Source organism: Photobacterium sp. GB-210 (assembly GCF_003026075.1).
Taxonomy (GTDB): Bacteria; Pseudomonadota; Gammaproteobacteria; order Enterobacterales; family Vibrionaceae; genus Photobacterium.
Genome location: NZ_PYNU01000001.1, coordinates 767,751 through 793,383, shown reverse-complemented (window position 1 = coordinate 793,383; position 25,633 = coordinate 767,751). Strand labels below are relative to the sequence as shown.

The 25,633-nt window shown below is 38.8% G+C and carries 23 protein-coding genes; 14 read left to right on the top strand and 9 right to left on the bottom strand.

Annotated elements, in window-relative coordinates; translation table 11 throughout:
- Positions 1-127: 127 nt before the first annotated feature.
- Both C9J38_RS03620 and C9J38_RS03615 read left to right on the top strand, forming a co-directional pair.
- Positions 128-1,243: an anhydro-N-acetylmuramic acid kinase gene (locus C9J38_RS03620; protein WP_107205906.1), complete on the top strand. Its 1,116-nt coding sequence runs from the start codon at positions 128-130 to the stop codon at positions 1,241-1,243.
- Positions 1,244-1,362: 119 nt separating this feature from the next.
- Complete coding sequence (locus tag C9J38_RS03615; protein WP_107205905.1) at positions 1,363-2,331, top strand: LD-carboxypeptidase; 969 nt, start codon at positions 1,363-1,365, stop codon at positions 2,329-2,331.
- 60 nt (positions 2,332-2,391) lie between these two features.
- Here the strand turns inward: C9J38_RS03615 and def are convergent, their stop codons facing one another.
- From def to C9J38_RS03600, 3 genes are all read right to left on the bottom strand, one after another.
- On the bottom strand, positions 2,392-2,904 hold the full coding sequence (gene def / locus C9J38_RS03610) for a peptide deformylase (protein ID WP_005367524.1): 513 nt from the start codon (positions 2,902-2,904) through the stop codon (positions 2,392-2,394).
- A 187-nt stretch (positions 2,905-3,091) separates the two neighbouring features.
- The gene (locus tag C9J38_RS03605) at positions 3,092-4,969 is read right to left on the bottom strand and encodes an ATP-binding protein (protein WP_233218464.1); all 1,878 of its coding nucleotides are present in this window, start codon (positions 4,967-4,969) and stop codon (positions 3,092-3,094) included.
- A gap of 152 nt (positions 4,970-5,121) precedes the next feature.
- Positions 5,122-6,012 carry a sulfurtransferase gene (locus C9J38_RS03600; RefSeq protein ID WP_233217601.1) on the bottom strand — a complete coding sequence of 297 codons (891 nt, stop codon included), beginning with the start codon at positions 6,010-6,012 and terminating at the stop codon, positions 5,122-5,124.
- 342 nt (positions 6,013-6,354) lie between these two features.
- Between C9J38_RS03600 and C9J38_RS03595 the strand changes: the two genes are divergently transcribed.
- Complete coding sequence (locus C9J38_RS03595) at positions 6,355-6,636, top strand: hypothetical protein (protein WP_173425657.1); 282 nt, start codon at positions 6,355-6,357, stop codon at positions 6,634-6,636.
- Positions 6,637-6,757: 121 nt separating this feature from the next.
- On the top strand, positions 6,758-8,125 hold the full coding sequence (locus C9J38_RS03590; RefSeq protein ID WP_107205902.1) for a DEAD/DEAH box helicase: 1,368 nt from the start codon (positions 6,758-6,760) through the stop codon (positions 8,123-8,125).
- Between the two features lie 102 nt (positions 8,126-8,227).
- Here the strand turns inward: C9J38_RS03590 and fruA are convergent, their stop codons facing one another.
- Genes fruA through fruB form a run of 3 tightly spaced genes read right to left on the bottom strand, consistent with a single transcriptional unit; the run spans position 8,228 to position 12,087 of the window.
- A complete protein-coding gene (gene fruA / locus C9J38_RS03585) occupies positions 8,228-9,967 on the bottom strand; it encodes a PTS fructose transporter subunit IIBC (RefSeq protein WP_107205901.1) in 1,740 nt (579 codons plus the stop codon).
- Positions 9,968-10,006: 39 nt separating this feature from the next.
- Positions 10,007-10,957: a 1-phosphofructokinase gene (gene pfkB / locus C9J38_RS03580; RefSeq protein ID WP_107205900.1), complete on the bottom strand. Its 951-nt coding sequence runs from the start codon at positions 10,955-10,957 to the stop codon at positions 10,007-10,009.
- Positions 10,958-10,968: 11 nt separating this feature from the next.
- Positions 10,969-12,087 (bottom strand): fused PTS fructose transporter subunit IIA/HPr protein, encoded by a 1,119-nt coding sequence (gene fruB, locus C9J38_RS03575; protein WP_107205899.1) that lies wholly within the window; start codon positions 12,085-12,087, stop codon positions 10,969-10,971.
- A 306-nt stretch (positions 12,088-12,393) separates the two neighbouring features.
- Here fruB and cra point away from each other — a divergent pair, with 306 nt between their 5' ends.
- The 3 genes from cra (at position 12,394) to C9J38_RS03560 (ending at position 15,060) form a co-directional block, all read left to right on the top strand.
- Complete coding sequence (cra, locus tag C9J38_RS03570) at positions 12,394-13,377, top strand: catabolite repressor/activator (RefSeq protein WP_107205898.1); 984 nt, start codon at positions 12,394-12,396, stop codon at positions 13,375-13,377.
- Positions 13,378-13,517: 140 nt separating this feature from the next.
- The gene (locus tag C9J38_RS03565; protein WP_107205897.1) at positions 13,518-14,567 is read left to right on the top strand and encodes an FUSC family protein; all 1,050 of its coding nucleotides are present in this window, start codon (positions 13,518-13,520) and stop codon (positions 14,565-14,567) included.
- 118 nt (positions 14,568-14,685) lie between these two features.
- Positions 14,686-15,060 carry a hypothetical protein gene (locus C9J38_RS03560; RefSeq protein WP_107205896.1) on the top strand — a complete coding sequence of 125 codons (375 nt, stop codon included), beginning with the start codon at positions 14,686-14,688 and terminating at the stop codon, positions 15,058-15,060.
- Between the two features lie 97 nt (positions 15,061-15,157).
- Here C9J38_RS03560 and C9J38_RS03555 read toward each other — a convergent pair whose 3' ends face one another.
- Positions 15,158-16,042, bottom strand: coding sequence for a putative PEP-binding protein (locus C9J38_RS03555; protein WP_107205895.1), 885 nt, complete (start codon positions 16,040-16,042; stop codon positions 15,158-15,160).
- Positions 16,043-16,381: 339 nt separating this feature from the next.
- On the opposite strand from C9J38_RS03555, the gene C9J38_RS03550 reads away from it, so the two are divergent.
- The 5 genes from C9J38_RS03550 (at position 16,382) to C9J38_RS03530 (ending at position 21,586) form a co-directional block, all read left to right on the top strand.
- Positions 16,382-17,440 (top strand): 3-deoxy-7-phosphoheptulonate synthase, encoded by a 1,059-nt coding sequence (locus tag C9J38_RS03550; protein WP_107205894.1) that lies wholly within the window; start codon positions 16,382-16,384, stop codon positions 17,438-17,440.
- 147 nt (positions 17,441-17,587) lie between these two features.
- The gene (locus C9J38_RS03545; protein WP_005367504.1) at positions 17,588-18,070 is read left to right on the top strand and encodes a YajQ family cyclic di-GMP-binding protein; all 483 of its coding nucleotides are present in this window, start codon (positions 17,588-17,590) and stop codon (positions 18,068-18,070) included.
- 593 nt (positions 18,071-18,663) lie between these two features.
- Entirely contained in the window at positions 18,664-19,953 is a 1,290-nt protein-coding gene (locus C9J38_RS03540) for an HAAAP family serine/threonine permease (protein ID WP_107205893.1), read from the top strand.
- Positions 19,954-20,092: 139 nt separating this feature from the next.
- Entirely contained in the window at positions 20,093-20,719 is a 627-nt protein-coding gene (locus C9J38_RS03535) for a DNA-J related domain-containing protein (RefSeq protein WP_107205892.1), read from the top strand.
- Between the two features lie 114 nt (positions 20,720-20,833).
- On the top strand, positions 20,834-21,586 hold the full coding sequence (locus C9J38_RS03530) for a YdiY family protein (RefSeq protein ID WP_107205891.1): 753 nt from the start codon (positions 20,834-20,836) through the stop codon (positions 21,584-21,586).
- Between the two features lie 102 nt (positions 21,587-21,688).
- Here C9J38_RS03530 and lpxL read toward each other — a convergent pair whose 3' ends face one another.
- Together lpxL and C9J38_RS03520 are read right to left on the bottom strand one after the other, a co-directional pair.
- The gene (gene lpxL, locus C9J38_RS03525) at positions 21,689-22,621 is read right to left on the bottom strand and encodes an LpxL/LpxP family Kdo(2)-lipid IV(A) lauroyl/palmitoleoyl acyltransferase (RefSeq protein WP_107205890.1); all 933 of its coding nucleotides are present in this window, start codon (positions 22,619-22,621) and stop codon (positions 21,689-21,691) included.
- 227 nt (positions 22,622-22,848) lie between these two features.
- Complete coding sequence (locus C9J38_RS03520) at positions 22,849-23,775, bottom strand: LpxL/LpxP family Kdo(2)-lipid IV(A) lauroyl/palmitoleoyl acyltransferase (RefSeq protein WP_107205889.1); 927 nt, start codon at positions 23,773-23,775, stop codon at positions 22,849-22,851.
- Positions 23,776-24,139: 364 nt separating this feature from the next.
- Between C9J38_RS03520 and C9J38_RS03515 the strand changes: the two genes are divergently transcribed.
- Both C9J38_RS03515 and C9J38_RS03510 read left to right on the top strand, forming a co-directional pair.
- Positions 24,140-24,433, top strand: coding sequence for a helix-turn-helix domain-containing protein (locus C9J38_RS03515; RefSeq protein WP_107205888.1), 294 nt, complete (start codon positions 24,140-24,142; stop codon positions 24,431-24,433).
- Between the two features lie 79 nt (positions 24,434-24,512).
- Positions 24,513-25,598, top strand: coding sequence for a site-2 protease family protein (locus tag C9J38_RS03510; protein ID WP_107205887.1), 1,086 nt, complete (start codon positions 24,513-24,515; stop codon positions 25,596-25,598).
- Positions 25,599-25,633: the final 35 nt, after the last annotated feature.

The window sequence follows — 25,633 nt, the reverse complement described above, 5'->3', positions numbered from 1 at the left end:
GGCTATTCGCCTATATTTTGGTTTCACTTTTAAAATATATGCAAAGCACTTCGTTAAAATCTATTTAATTATGAAACAGTAAGCTCTAAAGTATGGCTACAGCCTTGTAATATGTATGGAATTTGCGATGGAAAAGTATATTGGCCTAATGTCTGGCACTAGCATGGACGGTGTTGATGCTGTGTTGGTTGAAATAGATAACACTAAAATCACCCTATTAGGCAATTATGACCACCCAATGCCGAGTGATTTAAAGCAAGCATTACTCGACGTTTGTATTGGACAGTCAACCAATCTCCTAGCCATTGGCGAGCTTGATCACCGTTTAGGCCATTTATTTGCAGATGCAGTAAATGGATTACTTGAGAAAACAGCTACCTCAGCAGAGAGTATCAAAGCCGTTGCCAGTCACGGTCAAACCGTTTTCCATGCTCCCGATTCACCCTATCCTTTTACCATGCAATTAGGTGACGCCAATATCATCGCTGCTAACACAGGGATTACTACCGTTGCTGATTTTCGCCGTAAAGACATGGCATTTGGCGGTCAAGGTGCGCCATTAGTGCCTGCATTCCACCAGCAACTATTTAGCGATAAAAACATTAATCGTGTCATTTTAAACATTGGCGGTATTTCCAATATAACCGTTCTGACACCGAATAAACCCGTAATAGGTTTTGATACTGGTGTTGGCAACATGTTAATGGATGCATGGATCAACCTACACCTTCAACAAAGCTATGATAAAAATGCACAGTGGGCATTATCAGGAAAGGTTAACTCAAAGCTATTAGCTAACCTACTCAGCGAACCTTACCTATCACTATCTGCACCGAAAAGTACTGGACGAGAATTGTTTAACTTGCCTTGGTTAGAGCAACATTTATCAGGTTTAACCATTAAGCCTGAAGATGTACAGGCAACCTTAGCGGAATACACTGCAGTAACCATTGCCAACGATGTAAGAAAAACAGCGCAAGATACGCCCGATAACATGCCTAATGAGTTATTAGTGTGTGGTGGCGGAGCCCATAACCCATTAATAATGCGTCGTTTAACAGAACTGCTAATTGATTGGACAGTGACGACCACCAATGAGCGTGGTGTCGATAGCGATAACATGGAAGCAATGGCATTTGCATGGCTTGGCTATCGCACGCTACATGGATTATCAGGTAATTTACCCGAAGTAACTGGCGCATCACGATTAACCACATTAGGTGCAATTTACCCTGCGCCGTGATTTCTGACGCTGACCTAAAATAACGAAGAAACAATCTGTTATACTCATTGCCATCTTTAAAAACCACGCTTTTCAGTGGTTTTTAACATGGCACACGCTAAATTGAAGACAGATCTAATATGAATACAATGAACAATAATGCGTTAGATTCCGATCATATTTGCGCAAAAGATTTGAACCAAATCGCCCTAATTTCATGTTCAACTCAATATGATGAACAAAGCGTCAATAACGTGGTTGATACTTTTATTGCCCATGGTTACATGGTTACCACCAAATATTTAAACCAAGTGATTTCCGACATCGGTTATGTGAATACAGATCAAGAACGAGCAAATAACCTTATTGCCGCTTTACTGGATCCTACGATTGATGTCCTATGGTTCTTCCGTGGTGGTGGTGGCGCGTTAAACCTCTTGCCATTTTTGCACGCTTACAAGACACAGTTGCAGGAAATAAAACCAAAAATGATTGTTGGTTTTAGCGATGTTACAGCTATCCATAGTTTTATTAATAACGAATTAGGCTGGCAATCAGTCCATGCTGTGAACGCCTCAACCAATCAAGCGACCAACGGCGGTAATGAGCAACCTATTCCTGATTTAAAAACCTTAATAAATGACGGGGTGAGCTACAACAACGTATTGCCTCTCAATGATTTAGCTAAGAGCGCATCTGTATCGGGTCAGCTTATCGGTGGTAATCACACATTAGTTTCAGCCACCTTTGGCACACATTACCAACCTGATTTTTCAAATAAAGTCCTACTGCTGGAAGATATTGGCGTTACTTACCGCCAGCTTGATCGCTATCTTCAGCAATTACTGTTCTTAAAAGACTTTGACGTTAATGCGATTGTGTTTGGTCAGTACTACAACATGGATCCTAACGATCAAGACCGTCTAATGTATAAACATGTGCTTGAACAATTTGCTAAACAACTTGGCAAACCCGTGTATTACTTCCCTTTTATCGGTCACGGTAAATATAACCAACCGGTTATTTTTGGTCGTCAAGTTTCGTTACAGCGTCACGAATTAAACGAGCATGGTATGCCATCTGATTACTGTAATTTGACGCAAAATTAAGACATAAAAAAACGGTGAGAGGCTATCAACCTTTCACCGTTTTTTCTAAGCGAGAGTGAATTACTTCGCTTGTGCCTTCAAGAATTTCTTCACTTTCTTCATTGCCATTTGGCGCTTAAGAGGTGATAGATAATCAATGAATAGAATACCTTTTAGGTGATCAATTTCATGCTGTAATGCGATAGCAAGGAAATCATCACGCTCAAGGTGAATATCATTACCATCACGATCAAGCGCTGTTAATTCGATTTTTTCAAAACGCTCTACATCTGCGTAGTAATCAGGAACAGATAGACAACCTTCTTGACCAACAACAGGATTTTCACCACGAACAATCTTAGGGTTTACGAATACCTGTGGCTCGTTGCGCTCTTCAGATAAGTCGATAACAATGATAGATTCTTTACGGCCAACTTGAGGTGCCGCTAAACCGATACCATTACCCGTTTCGTACATGGTATGAAGCATGTCATCAATCAGCGTTTGAATGTGCTCAGCTTTCACGTCTACAACATCTTCTGCTTGAACGCGTAGCTTTGGATTTGGTTCGGTTAAAATTTCTAAAACTGCCATTTTCTCTCTACTTACTTAATGGTGTTAAATACCTTGCTGGGTCGTAACTTATCAGATAGGCGCTAACTCTCAAAGTGATAATTCATATCGATACTTTATGACTAATAAATTACAGAAAATAGCGTGTAAAAAACAATCGTTTTTTTCAATTAGACTGATAGGCAGTATTAATAGGTAGGATAATTTTTTAAATATTGGCAGCCCAATATTCACCATGTTCATTATCAAATGCACGTAGTAAGCTTTTATAAAGCATGATTTTTTCAATCGGTTTCGATACATAATCATCCATACCGACACTTAAACAACGTTTCTTCTCTTCCTCCATGACGTTTGCTGTTAAGGCTATGATGATAGGTCGAGACATTGACGGCATCTTTCTAATTAATTCTGTCGCCTCTAATCCCCCCATATTAGGCATTTGACAATCCATTAATATCACATCGGCGGTATTTTCTATCATATACTCAACCGCCTGTACCCCGTCATTAACAATGGTGATGTTTTTCAAACCAAATGCTGTTAAAAATGCCTTAATTAATTGTTGATTAACCATACTGTCTTCAACCACTAAAATCTTACGATCTTCATACATGCTAAGATTAGTGATTAATGCATGATCTTCGCCATTTTCATTTCTCTGAATATCCGATTGTTTTAGTGGAATATCGAACCAAAACTCTGTGCCATTACCAATCGTACTTTCAACCTGTAATTTTGCTGACATTAATCGACATAAGCTGTTAGATATAGATAAACCAAGCCCTGTTCCACCAAATTGGCGAGAAATAGAGCCATCAGCTTGGGTATAAGAATCAAAGATAAATGCGAGTTTTTCTTCAGCAATGCCAATCCCCGTATCTTTCACTTTAAAGCGCAGCCATTGAATATATTTATCGTTATATTTTTTTAATTCTTCGCACTGCTGCTCAGGCGGTTCTCGCTTTTCAACCACTAATGTCACAGAGCCTGTATGGGTAAATTTAACCGCATTACCAATAAGATTAATCAGAATTTGTCTTAATCGACCTTCATCTGCAGTATAGCTATCTGCCAACCCCTCACCTATTTCTGTTGATAATTGTATTTTTTTTATCTTGGCTTGATGGATAAATGGAGTCGCACAGCTATGCACAAACGGCTTTAAATTAAATGGCGTCATGTGTAATTCCACATTACCCGACTCTAGTTTAGAGTAATCCAATATTTCATTAATAATAACTAACAATGAATAAGCCGACTCTTTGATATAACCAATCTGCCGTTGTGATTCTTGATCTAAATTTCGCTCTTCTAAGCATTGTACAAAGCCAAGGACTCCATTCATTGGCGTTCTTATTTCATGGCTCATATTCGCCATAAATTCGGCTTTTATTTTTATTGCTTCGCTTAAATCGTTGGCCTGCTCTCGTAATTTTCTATTTAAGCCTTGTAGCTTGCTTTCCGTATTGTAAATACACTCATCAGCTTTTTTTAATTCACTGGCTAATAATGACACCTCCCCTTCTGCATCTTCAACTTCCGCAATATTCACACCACCCGAACCAATTTTAGGAAGTTGACCAATCAAAAACGTTAGTGGTCTTGTCACTTTGCGGTACATGTACACTAAAATAAAGATAATAAAAAACAAGAACGGGAGAATAAAAACAAAAAGCTGTATTAATATCGTCCGAATAATGTCAGCCGAACTGTAATATATAACGTAATTAAAAATATTATCGCCATTAAAAGATACTGGATAAGTAAGGGTATAGTTCCCATCATAAATAGATAAACCAGGGGCTTGTGCTAATGGTGTATAAGTGTTGCCATCATTCTTCTCATAAAAATGGATTAAATCCCCATCTAAATCATACAATGATAAAGAGAGTATTTTTTTATGGGTTTCCAATGAGCGATTTAATTCTATCGACGTTTCTGTATCTTTATAAATAGCGGCATCAATGATTAATGGTGAAAAGGTATTCATCATTACTTTAATGTCTTTGACGACTCGCTGGGTATTGTTGTAATAACTAATATATAGCGCGGTTAACATCACACACAGTAGAACACTGCTCATTACCAGCGCTATTTTACTGAATAAACTCGTTTTATGGTACAAATGATGCACATCAATATCATGTGATATCTTGGCGTTTAATCGCTCATTCTTTCCATTTTTAAGACAATTATCGTCCAATTTATTTTTCATCATTAACCCTTTAGATAATATTACTTCTCTATGGGTAGTCCTTTTGCAGACCAATCTAACCATGAACCATCATAATGAGCGACATTAAATCCAGCTTGTTTAAATAAGAAATAAGATAACGTTGAAGCCGTACCTTTATTACAGTATGTAATTGTTTTCTTGTTATTATCTAATTTACTTAATATGTCAGACAATTCTGATTTAGGTTTTAAGATTTTTTGACCATCTGCATTAGTCGTAAAAAACTCATTCAACTCGATATATTTAGCTTTAGGTATTCGACCATATTTATCAGTCACGGATTTTTTCCCTAAATATTCATCATATGTGCGGCTATCATAAAGCTCATAATTAGGGTTATGGACAGCGACTTTTGCTACTGTCGTACTCGCATAAATATTCGATTTTAAGACAGGAACAAAATCAGACTTAGGTAATCTATTTGCTGTTTGGGACAAAGCATTATGTTGTTGCCATGCATTCAATCCGCCATTGAGTATGGCGACATTTTTCACGCCATATAGCTCTAATACCCAAAATAAGCGTGACGCATGCATAAGTTCACCTTGATCATAAACAATTATCTTGGTGTCTTTTGTTACCCCTTTTTTACGTAAAAGAGGGGCAATAGTGACCTTATTTTTAACGTAATAAACACCGTCTTTGATAACGTAAGTATCATCCACAGGAAAACTGATTGCGGTAGGTATATGGCCTTTATCATAATCTTCTTTCGCACGGGCATCGAAAATCACAACAGGCTGTTTATCTGCAATCTGCGCTTTTAACCAATCAGGCTCTGCGACCATATCTTGCTGTGCAAAGGCATTACTACTCAATAACGCCCAAGTCATAAACATAAAAGATGCTACGAATTTCGAGAGATCTCGCCTTTGAATCATTCTTGCCATCCTTATCACCCTGCAATACTGAATTTTATCAACACACAATCAAGTGACTTACCTAAAAACAGAGCAATTAACCAGCCAATTTATCAAACAGGCAACTTATTGATTTATCAGGTAATTAAGTCTTATTAATTAAAACTGTTATTCTCAAAATGCATTTTGCAAAGCATATTTGCGCTTTATGGCTAATTTTTTAGACATGATCATTGAATAAAAATAGTGTTTTATATCAATATGATATTTATCTATATCTTCGTTTTATTACCTTTCATAAGTATAGGATGATTACCAATAGATATTTGTTTTATGCTGTTTTAGAATATTATTTTATCGGAAGTCTTTATGATGAATAAGAAGCCCGACCGTAAAACGGCGATGTTGAGTATAATCAGCCAAGTAAAAGAACAATTTCCTCTTTATGATGAAAGTACGTTTGTCTGTGGCCCTGATAACAAATGCGTCGGTTGTCCTAAAAAATTGTTAGAGCTCGTTGATACTGATTTAACCTATTGGGAATCCGCTATTTCACGAGGTGAAACACCGCAATTTGATGAGATCCGTCGATTTGGCAAACTTTGTAATAATGTCCGCCGCGCATTAGTGAGAAACAACATCATTAGTAACTAGTTGCTTTTGTCTTCTCTGCCTGACTACATACAGCTGATTGTTAAGCGTGGTATAATATGTACGTATTTGCGTTAGTTAGTGCTCCGCATTAGCTATTTAATGATTTATTTTGAGATTCTACATGCCATTCTCTAAGCTTGGATTAAACGATTCTATCGTTAAAGCCGTAACCGAAATGGGTTACACCTCTCCTACTCCTATTCAAGAAAAAGCCATTCCTGTTGCACTAACCGGTAAAAACTTGATGGCAGCAGCACAAACAGGTACGGGTAAAACCGCCAGTTTTGTACTGCCTATTCTACAAATGCTAGATGATGGCACCAAAGTTCGCGCAAAACGTATACGTGCGCTCATTCTTGCGCCTACACGTGAATTAGCCGTTCAAGTAGAAGACAATATTAAGCAATACAGTAAGCACTTAAATTTAACGTCAATGGCAATGTACGGTGGTGTTGATTACGAACCACAGAAACGTCGCCTAATTGAAGGTGTCGATATTCTTGTCGCTACCCCTGGTCGTCTATTAGATATGTACACTAAGCGTGCAATCCACTTTGATGCCATTGAAATTCTTGTTCTTGATGAAGCTGACCGTATGTTAGATATGGGCTTTATTGAAGACATTAATAAGATTGTTGAGCGTTTACCTGTTGATCGTCAAAACATGCTGTTCTCAGCAACGCTTTCTGATCAAGTACGCTTTCTTGCAAAAACAGCGGTGCGCAATCCCATTGAAATCTCAGTTGCAAAAGATGCTTCTGCTGATCCAAAAATCGAACAATGGCTTGTTACTGTTGATAAAGACATGAAATCGGCTTTGTTGAGCCATTTGATCCAAGAACAAAAATGGGATCAAGCATTAATCTTTATCGAAACCAAACATGGCGCAGCAAAACTGGTTACCCAGTTAGAAAAGCGTGGCATTTCCGCTGAATCTTTCCACAGTGGTCGTAGCCAAGCAGTACGTTCTCAATTACTGGAAGATTTTAAAAACGGTAAATTGCAATACCTTATTGCTACAGGCGTCGCTTCGCGTGGTATCGATATTGAGCAACTGACTCGTGTTGTTAACTACGATCTACCGTTCCCACCAGAAGAATATGTGCACCGTATTGGTCGTACGGGTCGTGCAGGAGCATCGGGTGAAGCGATTTCATTTGTTTCACGCGATAACTTTAAAAATCTATGCATGATTGAAAGCCTACTTGGCCATTTGATCACACGTAAAGAAATCGAAGGTTTTGTACCGAAAAAAGACGTACCCGTTTCGGTTTTAAACTATAAGCCTAAGTTTAAAAAACCAATGGCACCTCGTGACGGTGATAGCGATAATTCTGAGCGTAAACCTCGTCGCGATACACGCTCGAAAAACAATGCGCCACGTGGTGAAAGTACAAAATCAACTAAGCCTAAACGTCGTAAACCAATTACTGATCGTGATACGGGCATTCCACGTAACCCACGAAATAAAGCGAAACCTGCGCAGTAAGTACAGCGTTAAACTTTAAACAAAAAATGGCGAGATGGACTGAATATACTTTCTAACAAAGTGTATTCAATACATCCCGCCATTTTTATATCTGTCGTTATATTACGCTTTTGCTGTATCTAATGCCGTTGCCGAATTTTGCTCTGGACGCTTTAATATAGCGTAAGAAATACCCGTTACTAATGTACCTGCAATAATTGCAACAAGGTAAAGTAGTGGCGGTGTGATGGCGTTAGGGATCAACAGTACAAACAATCCACCATGAGGTGCCATTAGTTTTGCACCAAACAACATCGATAATGCACCTGTTAATGCGCCACCTAGCATACAGCATGGAATAACACGCATAGGATCACGCGCTGCAAATGGAATCGCACCTTCAGAGATGAAACATAAACCTAATACGAAAGAGGCTTTACCTGCTTCATTTTCACTTGCCGCAAATTTACGTTTTGCAAGGAACGTCGCTAAGCCCATGCCCATTGCTGGCACCATACCTGCAGCCATAACCGCAGCCATTGGCGCATAAGTATGTGAAGCTAATAAACCCACACCAAAGGTGTAAGCCGCTTTATTTACTGGACCACCAAGGTCAAAGCACATCATACAACCTAGAATCACACCTAAAAGCACAGCATTTGCAGAGCCCATTGTATTTAGGAAGTGGGTTAACCCTTCCATTGCTGCCGATACTGGACCACCAACAATGTAGATCATTACAAGACCGGTAATTAAACTCGCCACCAGCGGAATGATTAAAATAGGTTTTAATGCATCCATTGATTGTGGCAGTTTCACTTTTTCAGCTAAGAATTTTGCACTGTAACCTGCGAGGAAACCTGCAACAATACCACCTAAGAATCCCGCACCTGTCGCACTTGCTAACATACCGCCAATTAAGCCAGGTGCTAGACCCGGGCGGTCTGCAATAGAGAAAGCGATAAAGCCAGCTAATACAGGAACCATCAATGCAAAGGCAGATTCACCACCAATTTTCATTAAGGCCGCCGCTAATGTGCCCTGCTCTTTAAATGCCTCGATACCAAAAACAAACGACAGTGCAATAGACAAACCACCCGCAACAACTAATGGCAGCATGTAAGATACACCTGTCATTAAGTGTTTATAAACGCCTGCTTTTTCTTCTTTCTTCTCGCTATTTTCTTTAACGGTATGTGTATAAGGCGTTGCTTGTTCAAACGCCTTCTCTATTTCTTGAGATGTTTTCTTTAGTGCCAATCCAGTACTGGTTTTATACAGTGCTTTGCCATTAAAACGAGATAAGTCGACATCAATGTCGGCGGCAATAATTACTAAATCAGCAGCTTCAATTTCCTCGGCTGTTAACTGATTTTTAGCGCCTACTGAACCACGTGTTTCAACTTTAATCTCATAACCTTGACGTTTCGCTTCCGTCTCTAGCGCTTCTGCTGCCATAAACGTATGCGCAACACCTGTTGGACACGCGGTGATTGCTACAATCTTTTTCTTGGTCGATATAGCTTGAGTTGCCACACTTTCAACAGTCAGCTCTGATGCCTGTTCAACCGCTTTTTGTAACCACGCGGTTGGGTTTTCCATGCAAGCGGTAACATCAGCACGAAAGACTCGCTTACCAACAAAACGTTGCTCATCAATAGCGAGATTTTCATTGGCGGCAATCACAATACAGTCAGCTTGTTCGATCTGTAGTTGTGTTAGCAAATTGGTTGCTTTTAACGAGGAATGGCGCTCAATATTGGCTTGCCATTTTAATTCGGCGGCAGCTTTTTCAAGTAAACCTGCAGCAATTAAACTTGTTGCGATACCGCTTGGACATGCGGTAACAATACTAATATTCATTATTCGACCCCTGCACTTTTCACGTTATATTTTTATGAGTTATGAAAGTTGAACGTTATCTTCGATTGCTTTGACTGCGCTAATATCATCAACACCAACACCCACTTGTGTTACTGCATACGCCGATAGCGCCGTTGCAAAACGTAATGTCTCTGATTTTGTCCAATGCTGTAGGTGCCCCCAACACATACCAGCAACTAAGGTATCACCTGCACCAACAGTACTAACTACCGTCATTTTAGGCGGCTCGGCACGTAACCAACCTTCATGATTGCGCCACATCACTCCTTTCGCACCCAGTGACACCACTACATTTTCAATGCCTTTAGTAGCAAGCTGCTCTGCCACTTCAATGATTTCTTCATCGCTGTGTAATTCGCATTTTGCCCAGTCCGCTAATTCTTCATCATTCGGTTTAACCAGCCATGGTTTTGCGTCTAACCCTTCAGCAAAAGCCGCTTTACTGCTATCAAACAACACTTGCTTACCTTGCTGTTGAAGTTGCTCGATCCATTTCGCACATTGCTGGGTTGAAATTCCACGGGGTAAACTACCTGCGATAACAAAAACGTCATGGCTATTTGCCAGTTCAAATAATGTCGCTTCAAATTTCGCAATGTCAGTGGCATTTACTTCAACACCGGGGAAGTTTATGTCGCTTACTCGCCCATCTTGCTCAACCAATTTAACGTTAATACGTGTTGCGCCTGATACCCTGACAAATTTATCAATAACACCGATCTGTTCAAATAACTGACAAAAACCGTCTTGATTTTCACGGCCTAATAATCCCGTTACCGTTACTTCCGCACCTAATTCCGCGAGTACTTTTGCAACATTAACGCCTTTACCTGCTGGATGAAGTGAACCTGAATCCACCACATTTACCGTACCGGCAGTAAGAGATGATAGGTGCCCAGTTAGATCCAAGGCAGGATTTAACGTCACGGCGACAACTTTAAGTGACGGTTTAATTTCTGTTTCGCTCATTATTTTCACCCTTAAAGTTTCTCGCCTAAACCATCGGCAATAGCTTGTCCGATCGCCGTTAGTGCTTGTTCAGCATCACTACCACTGGCTGTAAATTTCAATTCGTTACCACATTTAACACCAAGCCCAATCACTTTCATTAAGCTCTTTGCATTAACCGCTTTGCTGCCGCCAGAAACATTAACGACTTGTATATCTGCATCAAACTTCTTGGTGGTATTAACCAGCATTGCCCCCGGACGAGCATGTAAGCCATGCGGGTTTTTAATCGTAAATATTGCGCTATTGCCTTCTAATTGAGTTTGAGAAAGCACTGCACACATTTGCTCTGGGCTTGATGACAAAAACGCATCAACCGTTTGGCTATAAATCAGCTGAGTGAGTCGTTCAATATTGGCAATATAGCTACTGTTTTTCGCCGCAATAACAATTACCCCTTTAACTGGATGATTGTGCTCTTCAAAGATTACTGATGGTGTCACAATAGCAATCGCTGTTCGCTCAACCTCTTGATTGCAACTTATTAACCACAATCCCTGACCTAAGTAACTCGGCTCTTTTGCGACAACATCCGCCACCATTTGCTTGCTCGCAAAGCCTTGATGCTTTATTAAACCGGCAGCAACCGCACTTAGCTGTAATAAATCAGTTGCTGGAAAATCTTTTAAAACAAGTTGAGCATTGCATTCTGCTTCCGATTGCTCTGAACCCATTAAAATCGTAATAACTTCATCTGCTGAATCACAACGCTTTAATTTCTCATCGATACCATCTGCTGACAGCACTTTGGTTAATTGCTTTAAAATCTCAAGGTGCTCATCGGATTTAGCAGCGATCCCAATGGCTAAATAAACAGTTTGCCCCTCGCCCCAGTCTACGCCTTGAGGAAAATGATGAACCTTTACACCTGTTTTATTAACAAGATTTCGCGTCTCTGTTGTACCGTGTGGGATCGCTATACCATTACCAAGATAGGTTGAGTTTTGGGCTTCACGCGCCAACATACCATTGACGTATCCCGTTTTAACTAAGCCTTCTGACTCTAACTCTGATGCCAGTACTTTGATTGCATCTTGTTTATTGTTTGCTGATTTACGCAAAGCAATATCGTGTTTTGATAATGACAACATCTCTAACTCCGATAGTATCGAATCTTATTCATATAGGCTGAATCGTTTCAGCAAATGGGCAAATTAAAAGTTTCAGTCGAATTATGGGAACATTTTATACCTATAGATTCTGCTGAAACCTTTCAGCTTGAATACTGAATCGTTTCAGCTTAAATTACAATTGATCAACGCATAGCGATTATTAGATCTATGATGAGACGCACAAATTGGCCTTAAATCTATATCTAGTGTTATGAAATAAGGATAGGAATTGCTATTTATAGCAAAACGCGCTGCGCAAACAGCTTTAAATGGAAGTATCAACTGATGACATTGAATGAAATTGCCAAGCTTGCTGGTGTATCAAGAACAACAGCTAGCTATATTATTAACGGTAAAGCTGAGCAATATCGAATCAGTAACAAGACACAGCAAAAAGTCCTCGCTGTGGTTAACGCGCACAATTATCGCCCCAATCACGCGGCGTCTTCCCTTCGTGCAGGAAGTAGTCAATCGCTAGGTTTGATCATCCCCGATCTCGACAATACGAGCTATGCAAAGATTGCTAAGTTACTAGAATTGAATGCTAGAACTGCAGGTTATCAAGTTATTATCTCGTGTAGTGATGATGATCCTGTCACTGAAGTAGACGTCGCAAATCTATTATTAAGTCGTAAATTAGACGCACTTATTGTTGCGAGTGCCCTTCCTGCTGATAATGAGTTTTACAAAAAAGTACAGGCAAAAGGTACCCCTGTTATCGCCATTGATCGCGCGTTAGATGACGAATACTTTGCATCCGTTATCAGTGAAGATCTTGATGGTGCTTATGCATTAACGAACGCATTATTAGATCAACCTATTTCATCGATCGGCTTAATTGGCGCCGTTGCGGAACTGGGTGTTTCTATTGAGCGAGAGCAAGGTTTTCAAGCTGCAATCAACAATCACCCTAAAACAATGAATGTTAGCCTTGCCTATGGTGAGCAATTTAGCCAACACCATGGTGCACTAATTGCTCAACAATGGATTGATGAAAACTGTTTTCCTGAAGCTATCCTTGCCACTTCTTATACCTTGTTTGAGGGTATTCTAGATTGTTTGTTAAAGTATCCCGATGTAATGGCAAAAACATACTTGGCAACCTTTGGTGATAATCGATTACTTGATTTTTTACCCAATAAAATCCAATCACTCCCACAGCAATTCGATTTAATTGCTGATCATGCGCTACAACTCGCCCTCTCTGCAATTCAAGGTCATTATCAGCAAGGCGTTGAAGTCGTACCAAGAAAAGTGATCCGCCGATAAATAAATATCCATTACAAAATAACAGCATAATTTTTAGTAACCCGTTAGATACCCGATACCTACAACACATAAATAGGTGGATAGACTATGATTTTAATCGCATAATCACAGCAAGTAATTACCTAACTTTATGGCACGCTATGTATCTTCGTTTTAAAAATTTGCTGTTAACGCACGCACAATTTTCTCATGCCCTTCGTGTCACTATGGCTATCGCATTTAGCTTGGTCTTTTATCACTTTATTCCAGTACCTCATTCAATGTGGGGACCAGTCACAGTCGCAGTGGTGTTAATGCAGCCTTATGCAGGCGTGATCAAACAAAAAGGCTTTCAACGTGTAGGTGGAACATTACTCGGCGCCATTTTAGGTTTAGTTACTGTCTTTTTTCCACAAAACCTCGTTGCATTTATTCCTATTTGGATACTAACCTGGTGTTTTTTACTGTCGCTTAAGTCACATGGTAAAAATACATATATCTTTTTCTTAGCCGTAATGACACTGATCATCGTGGCATATCAAGGTAACAGTGCCCAAGAAGTCTCTGTTGCATTATGGCGAGTCACTAATATCATTATTGGTAGTTTGATCGCGATGTCTTTTTCAATGCTCTTCCCTATTCGCGCTAAATATTCATGGGATATGCTATTTAATCAAAACATGCATGATTTACGTCAGCTTTATCAAGCACATGCATCAGCCCATATACCAAGTATTAAGATCCTAGCGCGGATCAAAAACCAAGTGAATGAACGCCAAATAAAAATGATTAGTTTGCTGGCGAATGTACAAAAGGAAAACCCAAAGTCAACAGGACACTATAAAGCGATTGTAACGATTCAAAGTTCAATGATTAGCTTAATTGAACAACTCATCGAAACCCATTGGAGCTCAGATATCGGTCGCCGTAAGTTATTAGAGCAAACAGGATTGAAAAACTATCAGCAGCAAATTGTGTTGATTTTAAATCAATTAGCCGATGATAAAGATCTTAATATTGAACTGCCGGACATTCATCAACTAAAACAGATGGCATTACAAATATCACAACCAAAAGACTCGATTTTATTGGGCCCTTATGGTTATCTATGGCTAACACGTCAATTGGTTTATCGTTTAGATGAGTTAATTGTGCAATTGAAATTAATTAAGAATACAAAACCTTATCATGATGATACGAATGGTGAATAATCGGTTTTGATAACAATTTTGACACTTGCATTATGTCTAAATAAAGAAATGCCAAACGGTAAACAACAACGTAAATTGACTCAATAATATATTTACAGCTATGTCGGGAGAATCAGCAATGACTCATAAAACGAAAACAATGGAAGTACCTGTAGCCATCGCCGATCGAGTACAGGCTTTAATTGATGCTTTTGAAGCCAAACAAAAGTTTAATGCTAAGCAGAAAGAAATAGTAAACAACTTCCTTGCTATGGATGGTTTGAGTTGTGAAATGGCCGTTTATAGCCTACCTCAAGCAGAATTAATGGATACATTACGCTTTGCTTATGAGCTCTCAGGTACGAACAGTAAATTTGTCACCAGTATTTTGACGCTAACCCGTGAAAACCCGAAAAAAGTTTTATCTGACGCTCAACGCGCTTCAGCAAAAAGCTTGTTATTTAACCTAATCAACGATCCTTCTGTTGTTTCTGCTATGCAAGAAATGGATTAATTCAGCCTATTCTCTTTATAAAATACAAAATATAACGGCATGGTTAAAATTAACCATGCCGTTTTTAATTCTATAGCACTAACTATTTAGCATTAGCTCAACATATAACGTGAGTGACACCTTGCTCTTGTAACCATGAACTAAAACGTGGTGAGTCTTCAATAAAACGACTGTATACCAAGCACGGCTTATTCGAGTTTCCAACCGAGGTTAATAACATTTTCACTAACAAAAGTAGCGCGTCGTTTTGTGCATCCGACATGTAGTTTAACGATGTATTCTCAATATCTTGACCAAGAGTAAATTGCGCTAATTGTTCAACATCAACAATAAAACCATCAAAATACTGCAAGAATGTTTCTGCTAATAATGCATTAGAAGGGACACTACACATCATAAAGACTTTTAAATCATCAGCACCGCGACATAATCCTTGCTCAGCCAATAAATCAATCACTGTTGCCGCTTCACTGAACGTACGAACAAACGGTACAACAAGTTCGATATTTTTCGCATCAAGGCGTGCGCGTTTAATCGCTTCACATTCTAGCTCAAACTCTTTTCGGTAATCGGCATGACCTAGTCGAGATGCACCACGTAATCCCATTGCTGGGTTAATTTCGTCTGGCTCTACTTCCGCACCTAATAAATGGCTACGAGAATATGAGTTATCACTGGTTAAACATACTTTTAACGGCGCATCACCTTGTGTGGCTGCCGCTGCAATTAATAACTGGCTAAGTTTGGTTACAAATAACTCAGCGACAGGCGTTTGATTATCGGCTTCTAGCGCATCAAAAATAGCCGCTGTCGTTTCAGTAGAAAGTGATTCAGGCTTTGTAACAGCACAAGGGTGAACACCAATATCATGAGCAATAAGATCATCGAGTGAGACAATCCCCACCTCACCACTTTCAAGTCCAGTTAACTGCACTGATGACGTCAACATTGCAGTTAACGTTAATTCATTTTCAGTTGTCATAAAACACCAATACTTCCTTGTTAATAAGACGAGTATTTAAATAAATCGTCATCTAAACCCTGTGTATTCAAAAATACATTAAACACCATTACTGTATATCGACCTTACTTTGTGTTGAATTATGAGGCAAGAACTAAAGCTAATTACTGATAACTTATTCATATCAATCAAACTTTAAAGTTAGATCATTTCTTGATTACAAAATCATCATTAGTTTTCAATCGTAGTCATAGGATGGTTAGAAAGCTAAGTGATATCACAAGTTTGGTTTATTAAAATCGATTTTTGGGATATCTTAGCGGTGTTATTACAGAGATCCCCAAGGTAGGCAAACATATTATGCCAATGAAAACAGATGAACTTCGCACCGTGAGTTTAGGCTTGATGCCAACTCCTGCTGAAATTGAAGCAACATCACCAATGACTGATGAAATTGCGGCGCATGTAGACCACTCTCGCAAACAGATTGAAGCAATTTTAACGGGTCAAGATTCCCGTTTACTGGTGATTGTTGGTCCATGTTCTATACATGATACCGATGCCGCAGTTGATTATGCGAAACGCCTTGTTGCTGTACAAGAAACATATAAAGACCAATTGTTTATCGTAATGCGTACCTATTTCGAAAAGCCACGCACTGTTGTTGGCTGGAAGGGTTTAGTTACTGATCCACATTTAGATGGTAGTTTAGATTTAGCAACTGGTTTAAAAAAAGCACGCAAACTATTAATTGATATTAACTCGCTAGGCTTACCTACTGCGACTGAATTCCTCGATATGATCACTGGTCAATACCTTGCTGACCTTATCAGTTGGGGAGCCATTGGTGCGCGTACTACCGAATCTCAGATCCACCGTGAAATGGCGTCAGCACTGTCGTGTCCAGTTGGCTTTAAAAACGGCACTGACGGTAATACCAAAATTGCGATTGATGCTATTCGCGCCACACGTGAATCTCACCTTTTCTGCTCACCGGCAAAAAATGGACAAATGACAATTTACCGTACTTCCGGTAATCCTTACGGTCATATTATTTTACGTGGCGGTAAAATGCCAAACTACCACGCTGAAGACATCGCAACAGCATGTGAGGCATTAGCCGAGTTTGAATTACCACAGCGATTAATTGTCGATTTTAGTCATGGTAATTGCCAAAAACAGCATAAACGTCAATTAGATGTTGCTGCTGAAATTTGTGAACAATTGAAAAATGGTAGCCATTCAATTGCGGGCATCATGGCAGAAAGCTTTATTGAAGAAGGGAATCAAGCGGTTATTGAAAACAAACTTGATGAGCTTGTTTACGGCAAATCTATTACTGACCCTTGTATTCATTGGAAAGACACGCTTAAGATGCTCGATATGCTAGCGGATGCTGTTAAAACAGCACAACGCTAAAATATCAATAAAAACAATTTGATGATATATAATACCGAGATAGAAAGAGAGGCATAGATTGCTTCTCCTTCATTAATAAACAGTATACTATTCGTGTTAATGTAGATGGGAAATATTCCCTTAGACTTATGATAAGAGGCCATAAACATGCCATCTTTTGATATTGTTTCAGAAGTAGATTCCGTAGAAATCAAGAATGCGGTAGACAACTCAAAGCGTGAATTAGACACGCGTTTCGACTTCCGTAATGTTGAATCAAGCATTGAATTAAATAAAGAAATCGTAAAAATCACATCTGAGTCTGAATTCCAAGTAGACCAAATTGTTGCAATTTTACGTAGTAACCTTGCTAAACGTGGTGTTGATGCTAATGCGCTTGAGCGTAAAGCAGTCACTTTCTCAGGTAAAACTGCGTCTCAAAATATTGAATTTAAGCAAGGCGTAGAAACCACAAACGCGAAGAAATTAGTGAAAGCGATTAAAGACGCTAAACTGAAAGTTCAAGTTTCTATCCAAGGTGAGAAACTGCGCGTAACGGGTAAGAAGCGTGATGATCTACAAGCGACTATGTCACTGGTGCGTGAACAAGAGTTAGGCCAACCATTCCAGTTTGATAATTTCCGCGACTGATTTTATCCAAATAGTTAAAAAAGGAAGGCTCTTTGCCTTCCTTTTTTTAAACTTTTTTTGCATGGATTAAAATAATATTGTAAAAAATACACTCAAGACGCATTATTCAAAAATATAGTTTAAAAGTCATTTTAATCATACAAATTGCATATTTTATCCAATATATACACTCTTATGACATAAAACCCCTACCATTATCACTACATAATAATGTTATTAATATAACGTTAACGCACTTGCATGCTTTTTAAGCAAACGTAAATTTTTTCTCTGCAAAATTTGTTGAACCCAAGTTTATTCCCCTATAATGCGCGCTCTTCGATAAGGGGACTATTTACAAGGTTATTATAAGAGAGAATCACAGCAGACATTGTTTATAACTTGCTTGATGTAAGTATGGAAACACAAGATCGACAACGGACCCGTCACTGAATATAGTGTATATATCCTATATTTCACCATCAAATCGCACGTTCACTACTTCTTATTTTTTGAAGCTTTATCTGTTGCTCTTCGCGTATGCGACCAAGGAAGATCAGAATAACTCAGCCCTTTGAAAGTTAAACATAATACTTATAAAGGAGATGTCCATTATGGACACCGCACAAAATTTAACGGCGACGACTTCTGCACAAAACAAAAAATTAGGGTGGAGCAAAAGTGATACATTATGGATGCTTGGCCTATACGGTACCGCCGTGGGTGCAGGTACTCTATTTTTACCCATTAATGCGGGTGTTGGCGGTTTAATTCCATTACTTGTAATGGCCGCTCTTGCATTTCCAATGACATTCTTTGCCCACCGTGCGATGACACGTTTTGTGTTATCAAGTTCGAATCCGGGTGCTGATATTACAGAAGTTGTTGAAGAGCATTTTGGTAAGGGCATGGGCAAAGTGATCACATTACTTTATTTCTTTGCTATCTACCCCATTCTATTAGTTTATAGTGTTGCACTAACAAATACTGTTGAAAGCTTTATGCTTAACCAGTTAGGTATCGAGCCACCAGCACGTGCAATTTTAGCGTTAGTATTGATCCTTGGTTTAATGGCAATTGTTCGTTTAGGTGAGCAGTTAATTGTTAAAGCGATGAGTATCTTAGTATTCCCATTCGTTGCTGTATTATTAATGTTGGCACTGTTTCTTGTACCGTACTGGAATGACTCTATCTTCCATAACATCATCCCAGCAGACGGTGGCTTAAACTCAGTAATGCTTGCTGTATGGTTAATCTTACCGGTAATGGTTTTTTCGTTTAACCACTCACCTGTTATCTCATCATTTGCTGTAGCTAAGCAAAAAGAATACGGCGAAAACGCAGAGCGTCAAAGTTCACGTATTCTAGCCCGTGCACACATTATGATGGTATTAACCGTAATGTTCTTCGTTTTCAGCTGCGTATTAAGCTTATCACCTGAAAATCTAGCAGAAGCTAAAGCAAATAACGTATCGATTCTAACTTACTTAGCGAACCACTTTGATACACCGATCATTGCTTACGTTGCGCCGATTGTAGCGATTATTGCAATTACTAAGTCTTTCCTTGGCCACTACTTAGGCGCCAGTGAAGGCCTAAATGGTTTAGTGATCAAAGTTACTCGTGATAAGAATAAAGAGATCTCAAAAAAAGCACTAAACCGCTTTACAGCAATCTTTATGCTAGTAACAACATGGGCTGTAGCGACACTAAACCCAAGTATTCTCGGTATGATTGAAAGCTTAGGTGGCCCTATTATTGCGATGTTGCTTTTTATTATGCCAATGTACGCAATCAAAAAAGTACCATCCATGAAGAAATACTCAGGCGCAATCAGCAATGTATTTGTGACGGTTATCGGCCTTGTTTCTATCTCTGCAATCTTCTACTCATTATTTATATAATGTATAAACAATGAGTTAAAAGGCTAGCTTAGTGCTAGCCTTTTTTATTTTTAACTCTTACCACTCTCAATATTGTTAAAAATTTGCTACATTAATCATAACGTATGCCATTTTTTATGACTTAAATATTGGGAAGCCAATGACTAATCAGCCAATTGATTTTCAACTCGAACACGAGAACCCGCTTATTTGGCCGATCCTGTCCTTACTGCAACACCAACCAAAAAACTGGATGATCCACACCCTTAGCCAAGCATTACGTGAAAAAGAAATGTTAGATACGCTTGATAGTGACAGCAATAAGGATCTCTTCAAACGTAATTTCTTATTAATGAATGCACTCTACCAACTGCAGATTTTATTGTTTCCAAAACAGTGGCTACAAGTTCAAGCAATGGATATTCAACTGCTTAATATTGTTTATCAGACCCATCATATAGAACAAGAAGATCCGCTACGGGAGTATTATTTAGACTGGAAGAACTATCATGCTAATGGCGATGCGATAGAGCAACTACTGAGCTCTTTTTGGCGACGATACCAGCAACATATTAATAACCAGCCAATTAATATTACCACGACATCCATTGATGATGATTTTGATTTATTTTCTTTATCCAATACAGCATCACTAGCGGAAGTCAGAAAACAATGGCGTCGTTTAGCATTACAATGGCATCCTGATCGTGAAAATGGTGATAGTGAGAAATTCAAACTACTTTATAACGCTAACCAACGATTAATTAATTACTTAAAGAATAGATAGCGACACTGATAATCATACGGCTGATATTTCACACATAGCTATCACACAGTTCTGACAGCACATTAACCTTCATCACCTACATTGTCCGCGACATTTATTTTTGGCTGCGAGACAATGAAACGATACTCTATATTGCTACTTTCCCCCCTTTTGTGTCAGATGGCTTTCGCAACAACGTCATCCAATACAGCACAAAGTACCCCAACCCCAGCCTTTGATGGTTCAGCAAAGCTGGGCTTTATCTATTCAAAAACGACCAACACTTCTATGTCGTTAAATTCCGGTACTGATTTTAATTACGATAAAAATAATTGGTCGAATAAATTATCATTAAGCTCTTTTTATACCGATAGCACTAAAGAAGAAGATGGTGTTAATAAATACCAAATAGCACTAAAAAATGAATATGCTATCGGGCCTCATTCTTTTACTTATTTAAGTAATACCTATAACCACGATCAATTTGGCACATACCACAGTGAATATATTGTCTCGACCGGTTTAGGCTACAAATTTTATAACACCAAAACAACAAAACTAACAGTTGGTGGTGGTCCGGGTTATCGTCATAGTCGTCGCCAAAAAAATGATCCCGATTATCCAAATCAAACTGAAAAAAACATGATTGCCAATGTATTCTTGCGTGCAAAAAAACAGTTCACTCCGACTTTTTCTGCTGGGCTTGAAAGTAATATTGACTATGGTCGTTCAAATACAACCTATGATGTAAAAGCCTTTGTAAAGAACCGATTAATTGATCATATTGCACTCATGTTAGATACCCAATATATCTACAATACAGAAGTAGCAAGTGATAAAAGTAACGATGAGATATACAGTACGGTCAGTATTACTTACGACTTTTAATATTTTCCCTGATAGAAAATATTAGGTTAGATATAAAAAAGCCGAAGATAATAACCTTCGGCATTTCTATTCTCTCTTTATATATTCGCTATCTTTGTCTAACTACTTATATAAACATGGTTCACCCTCTGGGCGGGTTTTAAAGCGGTGATGTAACCACATATATTGCGAAGGTGCCGCCAAAATAGAGTGCTCTACCGCTTTATTAATATAAGCTGCAGCGGCATCTGGGTCGTTGTGTGGAAACGCTTCCAAAGGTGGAAATATTTTCAACGTATATTGACCGCTATCAGTATCACGGATCATCGCAAAAGGTAATGGCACCGCATCAGTATTATCTATCAATAAACTGGTACCTGTCGTTGTACACGCTTGCTCTACCGCAAATAAAGGTGCGAATGTGGAATTTCGGCCACGACCATAATCATGATCGGGTGCATACCACAGCATTTCACCCTGTCTTAAATCCTGAAACATGCCTTTTAAATCTTTACGATCACGCATATGTTTATTTGAACGGACACGCCCTTTAAATTGAAAGAAATCAAAACATGGATTGTTATTAGGACGATATACGCCGACACCTGGCGTATGTAAACCAAAAGCACGCGCACCTAATTCAAGGTTCAGTGAATGAACAGCAATTAACAAGATCCCTTTTCCTTGTTCTTGCAGCTTATAAACATGCTCTAAACCTTCAACCTTAACGTGGCGCTCAACCCGTAAGTCAGGCCAAAACCATGCCATGCTGGTTTCAAATAACGCTAGGCCAGTATTATCGATATTTTGTTTAATAAGCTTATTACGCTCATTAATATCCATATCTGGAAAGCACAACTCTAAATTACGCTCAATCGTTTTACGTCGGTCACGCATAAAATGCATTACTAAACGTCCAACATTTTGACCTAAGCGAAATTGTATAAAATAAGGCAACCAACTAATTAAATACATCACTGCCATAGATATCAGAACAGGCCAATATCTAGGATGTAAAAAAGATGAAGTAAACGTTGGAGCTGTGAACTTTCTCATAGCGACGATAATCCCGTTACAATGTATGTCTGCTTAGTGAAGTATAAATTTCTAATTATATTGATAGTATTTCTAAGCAGTTAGTAACAGTATTTTATGTTGAGTTGTGGAATAGTTGCAAGCTCAAGTGTGATCATCATCGCAAATAGACAGCTTGCGTTAAGATTTTGAAAAATAAAAAACCTGCAATATTTGCAGGCTTCAAAGTATTAATCAGATAGCTTAGGTTATTTATACAAGCATTCTTGCCCTTCTGGGCGAGTTTTAAAGCGACGATGTAGCCACATATATTGGCTAGGCGCAGCCATAATTGATTCTTCAACAATTTTATTGATGAAGGCTGCAGCTGCATCAGGATCTTTTTTCGGAAACCCTTCAACCGCTTTACGTAAGGTTAGTGTGTAATGCCCTTTATCGTCTCTTACCATAGTAAAGGGTACGATAACGCAATCAGTATTATCAACTAACAAACTTGTACCTGTTGTTGTACACGCTTGCTCTACTGCAAATAATGGCGCAAATGTTGAACGACGACGACCATAATCATGATCGGGTGCATACCATACTCGCTCACCCGTTTTTAATGCCTGCAACATTGATTTTACGTCTTTACGATCAATCAAAGTACGGTTTGAGCGTGAACGACCTAAATACTGAAAGTAATCAAAACAAGGGTTACTATTAGGACGATAAACCCCCATACCTGACATTTTAATGCCAAACGCACGCGCACCTAATTCAAGATTCATTGAATGCACAGCAACCATTAATGCGCCTTTGCCTTCTTTGGCAAGTTGTTCCATTTGTTCAAGACCCACAATTGTCACATGGCGATTCACGCGTTCATCAGACCAAAACCATGCCATGCCAGTTTCAAACAGCCCCATACCTGTATTATCGATATTTTCTGCAATTAAACGTTGTTTGTCTTCTTCCAGCATCGTAGGAAAACATAGCTCTAAATTACGCTCAATTGTACGGCGACGTTTTTTCATCAATTTAATCGCTAGGCGACCGATGTTTTTACCCATCGTTAATTGCCATGAGTACGGAAGACAACTCAGCAGATACATTACGCCAACGAGAATAAGCGTCCCCCAATAACGGGGATGAAGAAGAGATAGGGTAAATTTTGGAGTGTTATTTTTTGTCATATTTATAGCCTTCTGCCTCCTATCGTGCAAAAAGACAACAGAACGCATAATCATGTAGACGGACATAATAAGCGGTTAACAACTAATGAGGTAGTAAAATATTGTAAATAAATTATTTCCCCTAATTCATTTGATATACATCTCAATATTTACTCATAACATCGTACTAAAAGAATCATTATTGTAAGTTGGTTTTATTTAAAAATTCGTTAACCAATTAAAAAATAAATGTTTATTATTTAAAATTAGCTCATAATTAAAGGTATTAGTTCATTTTGTAATAAGTTTAAATTTTTACAAAAATAGAACATAAGTTTATTGACTTATCCCCCAGGATAATTTTTCAACTCAACGGAATCTGTATATGGAATTAAGCAAAACAAAATCGAGTTTTTATCGTCGTCTTTATATCGCTTATTTAATCGAAAATGGCATTAATAATGTCCCTAAAATTATTGCCTTTTCAGGTATGCCTCGCCGTACTGCACAAGATACTATCAAGAGCTTGATTGAACTTGATATTATTTGTCAATTTACCCAAACCAAGGGTGAGCGACATCAAACAGGCCATTATAGCATTGAACAATGGGGAGCGATTAATAAAGACTGGCTTAACCAGAATATTGAACAGATAAAAGTAGCACTAGATTATCCATAACTCGTTACACATTTACGCTATAACATTGTGCTTTTTTCCGTATAATTTTCTCACTAACCTTAGATAGACAGGTAACGCATTGGAACTGCTTCAACTAGATGACTTTTTAGGTAAACCGCTTCGTTTAGAAGGTTCACTTGCAGGCTGGCAACAGTTGTTCTGGGACAACACGCTAGTTTCACAAAAAGATGCTTCAGCATCAGATAATAACAATTTTCATCACCAATTTGCGCTTCAAAATGGCGATGAAACCATTGAATGCCAGCTATCAGGTAATCTTTCATGGCAACCTTTTTTGATCAGTTACCAAGCGCAAGTGAATAACCAAGTTATCGCGCAGGGTGAGCGTAACGAAAAAGACATAGAGCGCCAAACGCCTCATACACCAATTGTTGCTGAAAGAAGATTCAGCATAATTGGTCTAGTCTCGCTCGGTATGAAGGCATTAAAAAGTGCCAAGCTGATCAAAGTGGTATTAGCGTCAGCCAGCCTTGCTGCCTATTCTTGGCTTTTCTCATTTCAGTTTGCTTTAGCACTTATCGCTTGTTTAGTTTTTCATGAATACGGTCACGTCCGTGCCATGAAATATTTTGGTATGAAAACCAAAGGTATTTATCTTGTGCCTTTTCTTGGTGGGCTTGCGCTAAGTGATGAGAAAATAAATACTCGCTGGCAAGATGTGGTTATCTCTATTATGGGACCACTCTTTGGTTTGATCATGTCTTTGATCTGTATGGTTGCCTATTGGATCACAGGCGAGATGTTCTTTGCAGGTCTCGCGGTATTTAATGCTTTACTGAATTTATTCAATCTACTGCCTATTTTACCGTTAGATGGTGGACATGTACTGAAAAGTATCAGCTTTTCTATGAACAGTAAGCTTGGCATTATTCTATGTGCCGGCGCGGCTATTGGTGGTGTCATTCTCAGCTATAAACTAGGATTAACCCTCTTTGGTTTTTTACTTATCATGGGCTGTATTGAAATCGTTTTTGAATGGAAACAGCGCCATCATAGTCATTTGCTTCCACTTGATCGCTATGGACAGATTTTCTCTTTCGTTTGGTATGTCGGCCTTGTTTCGTCGCTAATGGCAATTATTTGGTACTTTGCAAGTATGGGCGATACCTTACTGAGCCTGCCATTACAGATTCTAGGCACCTAATAGATATTCCAAAACGACAGAAACAAAAAAGGGAC